This is a genomic window from Paractinoplanes ferrugineus, from assembly GCF_016862195.1.
Classification (GTDB): domain Bacteria; phylum Actinomycetota; class Actinomycetes; order Mycobacteriales; family Micromonosporaceae; genus Actinoplanes; species Actinoplanes ferrugineus.
In genome coordinates, this window is sequence record NZ_BOMM01000079.1 from 41,356 (window position 1) to 53,742 (window position 12,387).

Consider the following 12,387-nt stretch of genomic DNA (forward strand, 5'->3'; position numbering starts at 1 on the left):
GGCCGGCCCGACCGGGCCGGCCCTTCGATCAGCGGTCCGCGTCGATCAGGCTCTGCGGGCGCATGTCGGTCCAGTTCTCGTTCACGTAGTCCAGGCAGCCGGCCCGGCCGGCCGGGCCGTAGGCGGTGCGCCAGCCCGCCGGTACCTCGGCGAACACCGGCCAGAGGCTGTGCTGGTTCTCGTCGTTGACGAGCACGAGAAACGTGCCCTCGGCGTTGTCGAACGGGTTGGTGCTCATCGGATGCTCCTCGTGCGGATGTGGACTACCAGGGTCTGCAGGGCGTCGAACCAGGCCGTGGCCAGGTCCCGTACCGACTTCTCGGCGAGCACGGCGTCGGGCCACGCCCAGGTCGCGGTCAGCTGGGGGCCGAGCGCCCGATCCTCGGTCTGGGCGTTGACCACCAGCTCGTACGTCTCGGGCATGGCGTCGTCGGCGCCGTTCTCGGCGGCCTCGGCCTCCGGCGCGTACTCCCAGTCCTCGGCCTCCGGGAAGTCGAACCGGCCCATGTAGTTGAACTGGATCGGCGGATGCGGCAACGCGGCCAGCGCCGGCCCGGTCCGCGGGTTGAGATGGCGGAGCAGGCCGTAGCCCATGCCGTTGTCGGGCAACGCGGCCAGGTGCGCGCGCACCCGGGCCACCGCCTCGGCCACCGCCGCTCCGCCGGCCGTGAGGTCGATCCCGGCGGTGTCGAGGCAGACCGGGAAGATGTTGGTGAACCAGCCCACCGTGCCGGACAGGTCGGCCCCGGGAACCAGGTGCTCTTCCCGGCCGTGGCCCTCCAACGCGACCAGCACGGCGTCGCCGGAGCGCCAGCGGGCCACCGCGACGCCGAGCGCACCGAGCAGCACGTCGTTGATGCTCGCGCCGAGCGCCACCGGCACCCGGGTGAGCAGTTCCTCGGTGATGTCCACCGGGAGCGCCAGGGTGTGGTCCCTGAGCGTGCCGGCCACGTCGACCTTCGGGTCCAGCGGACGGCGTACCGGCAGCGGGTCGCCCCGGCCGACCAGCTCGGTCCACATCGGCAGCTCGGCCTCCCGTTCGGGGGCCAGGGCCCGCGCCGCCAGTCCGGTGGCCCAGCGCCGGAACGACGTGCTCGGGGCGGCGGTGACCGGGGCACGCCCGGCGACCGCGTCCCGCCAGGCCGCACCGATCTCCGGCAGCAGCACCCGCCAGGACACCCCGTCGACGACCAGGTGGTGGACGAGCAGCAGCAGCCGGCCGGGCCGGGTCGGCCCGGCGTCCAGCCAGGCGGCCCGGATCAGCACGCCCCGGTCCGGGTCGAGCGCGGCCTGGGCCAGCCGGGCCTGCTCGGCCACCGCGTCCCAGAGCTCGCGCTCGGTCAGCCCGGCGACGTCCACCCGGACGGTGAAGTCGGCGGCCCGCACGCCGCCCGGCGGGGGAACCACCAGCGACCAGTCGCCGGACCGGTCCAGCCGGGCCCGCAGCAGGTCGTGCCGGTCGACGACGGTCTGCAGGGCGGTCAGCAGCGGCGTCCGGCCGAGGTCGGCCGGCACCTGCACGACCGCCGACTGGTTGAACCCGTCGATCGGCCCGTCGATCTCGCTCAGCCAGCGCATCACCGGGGTCAGCGGGACCGAGCCGACACCGTCCGCGGGGTCCGCCCCGGCACGGTCCAGCGCGGTCGCGACCAGTGCCAGGCCGGCCACCGTACGCTCGGCGAACACCTGCCGCGGGGTGATCCGCAGCCCGGCCGCGCGGGCCCGGCCGACCAGTCGCATGGCGAGGATGCTGTCGCCGCCGAGCGCGAAGAAGTCCGCCTCGACGTCGACCGCGTCCAGCCCGAGCGCCGCGGCGGCCACCTGGGCCAGCGCCCGCTCCCGATCGTCGGCGGGCGCCCGCCCGGTGCTCGTCCCGCCCACCTCCGGGGCGGGCAGCGCGGCCCGGTCGAGTTTGCCGTTGGCCAGCGTGGGCAGCCGGTCGAGCCGGATCAGCGCGGCCGGGACCATGTAGTCGGGCAGTTCGGCGGCGACCGCGGCGCGCAGCACGGCCGCGTCCAGGTCGCCGGCGCCGGTGACGTAGCCGGCCAGCCGGCGGACACCGGGGCGGTCCTCCCGGGCGATCACCACCGCCTCGGTCACGCCGGGCTGGGCGGCCAGCACGGTCTCGATCTCGCCGAGCTCGATCCGGAAGCCGCGGATCTTCACCTGCTCGTCGACCCGGCCGAGGTATTCGACATGCCCCTGGCCGGTCCAGCGGACCAGGTCGCCGGTGCGGTACATCCGGTCGCCGGGCGCGCCGTACGGATCGGCGACGAACCGTTCGGCGGTCGGCCCGGGGCTACCCAGATAGCCACGAGCCAGCCCGGCGCCGGCCACGTACAGCTCGCCGGCCACCCCGGCCGGCGTGTGCCGCAGCGCGTGGTCCAGCACGTAGGCACGGGCCCCGCCGACAGCGCGGCCGATCACCGGCGTACGGGTGTCGGCGATCCGGGCCGACAGTGCGTCCACAGTGGCCTCGGTCGGGCCGTAGAGGTTGAACGCCGCGGTGCCCGGAAGTGCCGCCAGCCGCTCCCAGAACGCCGGGGCGATCGCCTCCCCGCCCACCCCGACCACCGCGAGCGGGCATTTCCCGTCGCGGATCAGGCCGGCGTCGGCGACCTGCGCGAAGTGCGCCGGGGTCAGCTCGATGAAGTCGATCCCCTCGGCATGGATCTGCGCGGCCAGCTGTTCCGGGTCGCGCTGGACCGGCTCGGTGACGATGTGCAGCGCGTGCCCGTCGAGCAGCCACAGCTGCGGCTGCCAGGAGGCGTCGAACGCGAACGACCAGGCGTGCCCGACCCGCAGGTGCCGTCGCCCGGTGGCGGCGCGGGCGGGCCGGTGCAGCTGGGCGTTGTGGCTGCGGAACAGGTTCACCAGGTTCCGGTGGGTGACCACGACGCCCTTCGGGCGGCCGGTGGAGCCGGAGGTGTAGATGACGTACGCCGGGTGCTGCGGCCGGGCGATCCGCGGGTTCGGGTCGTCGCCCGGGTGCCCGCTCTCGTCGACGAGCACCCGCTGCACGCCGGCCGCGACGATGTCCACGCCCTCGGCCGTGACCAGCAGCCTCGGCCGGGCGTCGGCGAGCATCGCGGCGATCCGGGCGGCCGGGTAGGCCGGATCCAGCGGCAGGTAGGCGGCCCCGGACTTGAGTACGCCGAGGATCGCGGCGATCGCGTCGGCCCCCCGGGGCAGCGCGAGCGCGACGATGTCCTCGGGTCCGGCCCCCCGTTCGACGAGCAGCCGGGCGAGCCGGTTGGCCCGCGCGTTGAGCTCGGCGAAGGTCCAGCGCACCGGCCCGCACACCACGGCGACGGCATCCGGCGACTCGGCCGCCTGCCGCTCGAACAGCTCGGCCACCGTCGGGTCGCCGGAACGCGGGACCGGGGCCGGGTTCCAGCCGGTGCGGTCCTCACCGGAGACCAGGTCGAGGCGGCCCACCGGGCGTCCGGGGTCCACCGTGAACGCGGTCAGGACGGCGGCCGTCGCGGCCACCAACCGATCGGCCACCGCATCGGGGAACAGGTCGGGCCGGTACTCCAGGCCCAGCCGCAGCCGCTCGCCGGGGTCGACGACCAAGGTCAGCGGGTAGTGGGTGGCGTCCCGGCCGCCCGCGTCGGCCACCGCCAGCAGCGCGTCCCCGTCGGCGCCGCGGTCCGGGTAGTTCTCCACGATCAGCAGGGTGTCGAACAGCTCGCCCACGCCGGCCAGCCGCTGGATGTCGGCCAGCCCGAGGTACTGGTGGTCGAGCAGCGCGGACTGTTCGTCCTGCACCCGGGTCAGCAGGTCGCGCACCGGCTCGGCCGGATCGATCCGGACCCGGACCGGCACGGTGTTGATGAACAGGCCGATCATCGACTCGACCGCGGGCAGCTGGGCCGGGCGGCCCGAGACGGTCGCGCCGAACACCACGTCGTCGCGGCCGGTGAGCCGGCCCAGCACCACGCTCCACGCGGCCTGCACCAGCGTGTTCAGCGTCAGGCCGTGCGACCGGGCCAGCGCGGTGAGGCCGGCCGTGACGTGCCGGGGCAGTTCCCGGTCGAGGAGTCCGGGGACGGCCGGTTCGCGTCGCGGATCGGCCGGGGCGAGCCGGGTGGCGTCGGTGATCCCGGCCAGCGCGGCGCGCCAGGCGTCCTGGGCCGCCGCGCGGTCCTGCCCGGCCAGCCAGGCCAGGAAATCGCGGTACGGCGCGACCCGGATCTCCTGCCCGGCGTAGAGCGCGGCCAGCTGCTCGATCAGCGGCCCGCGGGACCAGCCGTCGAGCAGCATGTGCTGGTGGGTGAGGATCAGCCGATGGCCGCCGGCCACCCGGACCAGCATCATCCGCAGCAACGGCGCGGTGGCCGGGTCGAAACGGCGGCCTTCCTCGGCGAGGCAGCGCTCCCACGCCTCGGCGTCCGCACCGGTCAGGTCGGCGGTCGCCCAGGGCAGCGTGACGTGCCGGGACACCACCGCCACCGGCCGGCCCGAGCCGAGCTGGTGGAACGAGGCGCGCAGGTTGGCGTGCCGCTCCAGCAGTGCCTGCCCGGCCGCCCGCAACCGGTCCGGGTCGACCGTGCCGGGCAGGTCGAACACCATCTGCACGGTGTAGAGGTCGAGGCCACCCTCGTCGAACGCGGCGTGGAACAGCAGCCCGGCCTGCAGCGGCGAGAGCGGCAGCACTTCGGCGACGTCCAGGCCCAGCCCGGCGACCTCGGCCGTCTCCGCGTCGGTGAGCTCGACAAGGGCGCCCCCGCCGGGGCCGGTGGTGAACGCGGACCCGGCCGCGGCGGCGAGGGCGGCCGGGGTGCGCAGCTGGAACACCTGGCGCAGGGTGAGCGCGAGGCCGGCCGCGCGGGCCCGGCCGACCAGCTGGATCGAGATGATGCTGTCGCCGCCGAGCGCGAAGAAGTCGTCGTCGACGCCGATTCCGGGCATCGCGAGCACGTCCGCGAACAGGTCACGGAGCAGCCGTTCGCGCGGGGTGCGGGGGGCGGTTCCGGTGCTCGCGGCGGCCAGGTCGGGGGCCGGCAGCGCGGCCCGGTCGAGCTTGCCGTTGACGCTCACCGGCAGGGCGTCCAGCTCGATGAACGTGGCCGGCACCAGGTGGTCGGGCAGCACCCGGCGGAGCGCGGCCGGGTCGGCCCGGCCGGCCACGTAGGCGACCAGATGCCGCCCGTCGTGCAGCTGCACGGCGGCCGCGCGCACCCCGGGCTGGCCGGTCAGCGCCGCCTCGATCTCACCGAGCTCCACCCGCTGCCCACGGATCTTGACCTGGCCGTCGCCGCGACCGAGGAACTCCAGCACCCCCTCGGCGATCCAGCGCACCCGGTCGCCGGTCCGGTACATCCGCTCCCCCGGCTCGCCGTACGGGTCGGCCACGAACCGTCCCGCGGTCAGCTCGGGCCGGCCGAGATAACCGCGGGCCAGCTGGACACCGGCCAGATAGAGCTCACCGGGCACACCCACCGGCACCGGCCGCAGCGCGTCGTCGAGCACCCCGACCCGGGTGTTCCAGACCGGAGCCCCGATCGGCACGCCGGTCGTCCCGGTCCCGCGCGCGGCGGGCCAGGAGGTCACGTCGACCGCTGCCTCGGTGGGCCCGTAGAGGTTGTGCAGCCCGGCCGTGGGCAGCACCTCGGCGAACCGCTCGGCCAGCGGGGAGGGCAGCGCCTCACCGGAGCAGAGCACCCGGCGCAGGCTCGGGCAACCGGCCGCCGCGGGCAGGAACGCGGCGAGCATCGACGGGACGAAGTGGACGGTGGTGATCCGCTCGGCGCGGATCAGCGCGGCCAGGCGGTCCGGGTCACGATGGTCGTCCGGCCCGGCCACCACGAGGGTGGCGCCGGTGATCAGCGGCCAGAAGAACTCCCACACCGACACGTCGAAGCCGGCCGGGGTCTTCTGCAGCACCCGGTCGTCGGCGGCAAGCGCGTACTCGTGCTGCATCCAGCGCAGCCGGTTGACGATCCCGGCGTGCTCGACGGCCACTCCCTTGGGCGCGCCGGTCGAGCCGGAGGTGAAGATGACGTACGCCGGGTTTCGCGGCCCGGGGCCGACCGGCACCACCGCCGGGTCGTCGAGCGGCTCGTCCAGCCGGATCACGTGACCGGGCAGCCGGTCGGCGGACGCGGCGAACGCGAGCACCGCGACCGGCCCGGCGGCGGCCAGCATCCCGGCCAGCCGGGCGTCCGGGTGGTCGAGGTCGAGGGGCAGATAGGCGGCCCCGGCCCGGACCACCGCGTGGATCGCCACCACCAGGTCGGCCGAGCGCGGCAGGGCCACCGCCACCACGGTCTCCGGGCCGGCGCCGGCCGCGGTCAGCACCCGGGCCAGCCGGTCGATCCGCGCGTCCAGCTCGCCGTACGTCAGTGTCACGCCGTCCGGCCCGACCAGCGCGGGCGCGTCCGGGGTGGCCGCGATCCGGGCGGCGACCAGCTCGGGCAGCGTGGCCGGCGGCAGTTCCCGGGGCTCGCCCCGGCCCCCGGGCGGCGGCGTGGCGAGCAGCCCGAGCCGGCCGACCGGCGCGTCCAGCCCGGCCGCCAGTCCGTCGACCAACGCGACGAGACCGTCGGCGAGCCGGGCGGCCAGGGCCTCGTCGACGACGTCCGGCCGGTACTCGATGGCCAGCCGCAGCGTCTCGCCGGGCTCGGCGATCAGCGTGAGCGGGTAGTGGGTGGCGTCCTGTCCCTCGGTCCCGGTGACCGGCAGCCCACCGGCACCGGCGGGGTCGTCCGCCGGGTCCGGGTAGTTCTCGAACACCACCAGCGTGTCGAACAGCTCGCCGCCACCGGCGAGCCGCTGGATCTCGGTGAGGCTCAGATATTGGTGCTCCATCAGCGCGGACTGCTCGTCCTGCAGCCGGTCGAGCAGCGCCCGGACCGGTTCGGCCGGGTCGATCCGCACCCGCACCGGCACGGTGTTGATGAACAGCCCGATCATCGACTCGACGCCGGGCAGGTGTGCCGGGCGGCCGGCCACCGTCGCGCCGAACACCACGTCGTCGCGGCCGGTCAGCCGGGCCAGCAGCAGCGCCCACGCGGCCTGCACGACGGTGTTGACGGTGAGACCCGAGGCCCGGCCGATCGTGGTGAGCGCGGCGGTGCGGCCGGCCGGCAGCTCGACCTCGACCACCGCCGGGGTGAGCGCCTCGCGCGGCCCGCCCGCGGCCACCCGGGTCGGCCCGCTCAGCCCGGTGAGCGCGGCCGACCAGGCCCGCTCCGCGGTCGCCCGGTCCTGCGCGGCCAGCCAGGCGAGGTAGTCCCGGAACGGGCGCCCGGCCGGTTTGGCCGCCGGGTCGTGGTAGAGCTCGGCCAGCTCGGCCAGCAGCGGGGCACGGGACCAGCCGTCGAGCAGCAGGTGGTGGTGGGTGAGCACGAGCCGGTACGCGTCCGGGCCGGTGCGGGCCAGCGCGAACCGGACGAGCGGGCCGGACGCCGGGTCGAACCGGTGACCTTCAGCCGCGAGCAGTCGCACCCAGGCCTCGTCGTCCGGGGTGTCGGCCTCGGTCCAGGGCACGGTCACCGCGGCCGGCACGACGCTGACCGTGGCCCCCGAGCTCAGCTGGTGGAACGAGGCGCGCAGGTTGCCGTGCCGGTCCAGCAGGGCCTGGGCGGCGCCGCGCAGCCGGGCCGCGTCCACCGGGCCGGTCAGGTCGAACACCATCCGGACCGTGTAGACGTCCGGGCCGGCCTCGTCCAGCAGGCTCTGGAACAGCAGGCCGGTCTGCAGCGGGGCGAGCGGCAGCACCTCGCGTACCGGGAAACCGAGATCGGCGATCTCCCGCCGGTCCGTCTCGGAGAGCGCGACCAGCGACAGGGTGGCCGGCACCGGCTCGGTGCCGGTGACCGTGCCGGCCACCGCGACCAGCCGGGCCGGGGTGCGGTTCTGGAAGACCTGCCGGGGCGAGAGCGACAAGCCGGCGGTACGGGCCCGGCCGACCAGTTGCATCGACATGATGCTGTCCCCGCCGAGCGCGAAGAAGTCGTCGTCGATGCCGATCCCGGCCACCCCGAGCACCTCGGCGAACACGTCGCAGAGCAGCTTCTCGCGAGGCGTGCGCGGGGCCCGGCCGGCTCGCCCGGCGGTGAAGTCGGGCGCCGGCAACGCGGCCCGGTCGAGCTTGCCGTTGACGCTCACCGGCAACTTCGCCAGGGGTACGAACGCGCCCGGAACCATGTAGTCGGGCAGCAGCGCGCTCAGGTCGGCTCGCAACCGGGCCGGGTCGGCGTCGCCCACGACGTACGCCACGATCCGCTTGACCCCGCCGTCGGTCCGCAGCACCACGGCGGTCTGCCGGACGCCGGGCCGGCTCGCCACGACCGCCTCGATCTCGCCCAGCTCCACCCGGAACCCACGGATCTTCACCTGGTGGTCGGCGCGGCCGACGAACTCCAGCGCGCCCTGTCCGGTCCAGCGCACCAGGTCGCCGGTGCGGTACATCCGGGAACCGGGGCGGGCAAACGGGTCCGGCAGGAATCGCTCGGCGGTCAGACCGGGCCGGCCGAGATAGCCGCGCGCCAGCCCGAGGCCGCCGAGGTAGAGCTCGCCGACCGTGCCCGGCGGCACCGGGTGCAGACCGCTGTCGAGCACGTAGGCGAGCTGGCCCGGGTCCGGCACGCCGATCGGCACGGTTCCGGTGCGAACCGGCTCGACGTCCCACAGCGTGGCGTTGACGCTGGTCTCGGTCGGCCCGTACGCGTTGTACATGTGCCGTCCGCGCGCGAACCGCTCGGCCAGCCGGGCCGGTACCTCCTCGGTGCCGACGATCAGGTGTACGCCGAGCGGCAGGTCGACGTCGGCGGGCAGCGCGCCGAGCACCGACGGCGGCAGCGCCATGTGGGTGAGCTCGTGCTTGACGAGGTAGTCGACCAGGGCCGCACCCGGCGCGCGCAGCTCGGCCGGCACGACCACCAGGGTGCCGCCGGAGAGCAGCGCCCAGCACATCTCCCAGTAGGCGAGGTCGAAGCTGGGCGAGGCGAACTGCAGGGCCCGGCTGTCCTCGGTGACGCCGATCCGCCGGGTCTGGGTGGCGAGCAGCTTGGCCACGCCCTCGTGGGTGACGACCACGCCCTTGGGCCGGCCGGTGGACCCCGAGGTGTAGATGACGTAGGCGGCGTCCAGCGGTCCGGGCTCACGCGGCTCGGCCTGCGGCCCGTCGCCGAGCCGGTCGGCCTCGGTGATGGTGACCAGCGGACGGGCGTCGTCGAGCATGTAGCGCAAGCGATCCGGCGGGTAGTCGAGGTCGAGCGCGAGATAGGCGGCGCCCGACCGCAGCACGCCGACCAGCGCGGTGATCAGGTCGGCCGAGCGGGGCAGCGCCACCGCGACGACCTCGCCCGGACCGGCGCCGCGGGCGGCCAGGGTGCGGGCCAGGCGAGCCGACCGGGCGTCCAGCTCGGCGTAGGTGACCTGCTCGTCGCCGCAGATGAGCGCGACGTGGTCGGGCCGGGCCGCGGCGATCTCGGCGAACCGGCGCGGGAACGTGGTCGGCTCGATCCCGTCGGTGCGACCGGCCCATCGGTCGAGCAGCCGCGCGCGCTCGGCCGGGTCGAGGATGTCGATCCGGCCGACCGGCCGGGCGGGGTGCTCGGCGAACGCGGCGAGGATCCGGACCAGCCGGTCCAGCAGTCCGCGCGCGGCGGCCGTGTCGAACACGTCGGCGCGATGCCGGATCTCCAGGTTGATCCGGTCCCCCGGCTCGGCGATCAGCACCAGCGGATAGTGCGTGGCGTCCTCGTCGTACGCCTCGGTGACCCGCAACCCGGGCACCGGCTCGGCGGGACCGCCCGGATAGCTCTCGAAGACCGTCAGCGTGTCGAACAGCTCGCCGTGCCCGGCCAGCCGCTGGATGTCGCCGAGGCCGAGGTACTGGTGCTCGATGAGCGTCGCCTGCTCGTCCTGCAGGCGGCACAGCAGGTCGCCGACCGGCTCGGCGGGGTCGATCCGGACCCGGACCGGCACGGTGTTGATGAACAGGCCGATCATCGACTCGACGCCGGGCAGCTGCGGCGGGCGGCCGGAGACGGTGGCGCCGAAGACCACGTCGTCGCGACCGGTGGCGCGGGCCAGCAGCAGGCCCCAGGCCGCCTGGACGAGGGTGTTCACGGTGCAGCCCCGGGTGCGGGCCAGCGCGGCGAGGCGGGCGCTGAGCGGTTGCGGGAGCGCGGTCTCGACCGACTCCGGCACCGTCGGCTCGGCCGGGGCGCCGGCCGGGGCGATCCGGGTGGGTCCGTCGAGGTCGGCCAGGGCGGCCCGCCAGGCGGTCCGGGCGGCCTCGGAGTCCCAGCGGCCGAGCCAGGCCAGATAGGCCTTGTACGGCGGGACCGGCGCCAGTTCCCTACCGGCGTAGAGGTCGAGCAGCTCCTTCACCAGCAGCGGGGACGACCAGCCGTCGAGCAGGATGTGGTGGTGGCTGATGACCAGGCGGTGGACGTCGTCGGCCATCCGTAGCAGCGTCATCCGCAGCAGCGGCGGCCGGGTCATGTCGAAGCGCGGGGCGGGCCGGTCGACGTCGTCCTGGCCGCGTACGTCACGGAACTCCCACGGCAGCGGCACCCGGGCCGGGATCGCCGCGACCGTGCCGCCCTTGGCCGTGCGCCGGAACCCGGCCCGCAGGTTGGCGTGCCGGTCCAGCAGTGCCTGCCCGGCCGCCCGCAGCCGCGCCGGGTCGAGGTCGCCGGTCAGATCGAGCGCGGTCGACACCGTGTAGACGTCCGGGCGGTCGGCGTCGTACAGGGCGTGGAACAGCAGGCCCTCCTGCAGCGGCGACAGCGGCAGGACGTCCTGGAGCCCGGTCTTCTTGGTCACTGCGTCTCCCACTCCGACGCGAAGTCGGCGAAGTCGGCCTCGAGGCCGTCGATGTCGTCCTGGCTGAGTTCGACCAGGTCCAGGTCGGACGGGGTGTAGCCACCGCCGTCGGTACCGGTGGCCAGCGCCCGCAGCGCGGCCCGGAACCGCTCGGCCAGCTCGTGCGCCCGCTCGGCGTCGAGCAGCCCGCGCGGCCAGGTGAGGGTGGCGACGAGCCGGGGCCCGTCGGGGTGGTCCTCGGTGATCGCGTTGATCTCGAGCGGATGGTCGGCCGGCATGCCGTCGTCGGCGCCGCCGCCCCAGCCCTCCCCGGCCGGCTCCCAGGGACCCTCACCGGCGTCGCCGGCCGCGAACCGGCCGAGATAGTTGAACCCGATGAGCGGCCGCGGTTTCCCGGCCAGCGGCGCGGCGGGATGCGACCAGCGCAGCAGGCCGTAGCCCACCCCGTCGTCCGGCACCGCGCGCAGGCGTTCCTTGACCACCCGGAGCGCGTCGCCGGGGCTCTCGTCGCCGAGGTCGAGCCGGACCGGGTACTCGGTGGTGAACCACCCGAGGGTCCGGGACAGGTCGGCCCCCGGCACGAGCTGTTCCGCCCGGCCGTGGGCCTCCAGCATGACCGGCCAGCCCGGGCTGTCGGCCCAGTCCCGCAGGGCCAGTGCCAGCCCGGTCAGCAGCACGTCGCCGACGGTCGCGTGGAAGCCCGCCGGCACGGTCGTGAGCAGCGGCTCGGTCTCCGCCGGCGGCAGCGTGACGGTGTGCTCCAGGCAACTGCCGACGGTGTCCCGGGCGGGGTCGAGCGGCCGGTGGCCGAGCGCGGCGCGCGGCCCGTCCAGCACCTCGGCCCAGTACGGCGTCTGGCTCTCGGTGCGCGGGTCACGGGCGAGCCGGTCGAGCTCGCGGGCCCAGCGCCGGAACGAGGTACCGGAGCGGGTCAGCGGCCGGCCCCGCCAGGCGTCGGCGAGGTCGGGCAGCAGGATCCGCCACGAGACCCCGTCGACGACCAGGTGATGGATCACCAGCAAGAGGTACGGGCCGGTCAGCACCGCCTGGAGCAGGACGCCCCGGGCCGGGTCGAGCCGGTCGCGCGCCTCGGCGACGATCCGGGTCAGCGCGGCCGGGTCGGCGGTCTCCACGCGTACCGGATCGATCGGGGCCCCGGGCTCGGGGATCTCGATGCCGGCCGCGGTGATCCGGGCGCGCAGCAGGTCGTGCCGGTCGGCGACGGCCCGAAGCACCGCGGTGAGCCGGTCCGCGGTGGCGTCCGCCGGCGCGTGCAGCAGCATCGACTGGTGGTAGCCGCGGGTCGGTCCGTCCACCTCGAACATCCAGCGCATCACCGGGGTCAGCGGTGCGCTGCCGCGGGCCTCGGCCGGCTCCTCGACGATCGTCGTCGTCTCGACGGTCGCGGTCCGGGCCAGCGCGGCCGGGGTCTTGTGCCGGAACACGTCCCGCGGGCTGATCCCCAGGCCGGCCGACCGGGCCCGGCTGACCAGCTGGATGGAGACGATGCTGTCGCCGCCGAGCAGGAAGAAGTCGTCGTCGGCGCCGACCGAGGGCAGGCCGAGCACTTCCGCGAACAGGTCGCAGAGCTGCTGCTCGCGC

At 75.4% G+C, this 12,387-nt stretch carries 3 protein-coding genes; all 3 read right to left on the reverse strand.

From position 1 onward, the window contains the following. Positions 1-28 precede the first annotated feature (28 nt). Positions 29-238 (reverse strand): MbtH family protein, encoded by a 210-nt coding sequence (locus Afe05nite_RS39970; protein ID WP_203822549.1) that lies wholly within the window; start codon positions 236-238, stop codon positions 29-31. Next, the gene (locus Afe05nite_RS39975) at positions 235-10,785 is read right to left on the reverse strand and encodes a non-ribosomal peptide synthetase (RefSeq protein ID WP_203822550.1); all 10,551 of its coding nucleotides are present in this window, start codon (positions 10,783-10,785) and stop codon (positions 235-237) included. The genes Afe05nite_RS39970 and Afe05nite_RS39975 overlap by 4 nt, the downstream gene beginning before the upstream one ends. Next, a partial coding sequence (locus Afe05nite_RS39980; RefSeq protein WP_239118568.1) for a condensation domain-containing protein occupies positions 10,782-12,387 on the reverse strand: 1,606 nt, incomplete at its 5' end. The genes Afe05nite_RS39975 and Afe05nite_RS39980, both read right to left, overlap by 4 nt.

Excerpts from the sequence above, each read along its gene's own strand:
- Afe05nite_RS39970 (WP_203822549.1), bottom strand. The coding sequence starts at position 238 with ATGAGCACCAACCCGTTCGACAACGCCGAGGGCACGTTTCTCGTGCTC.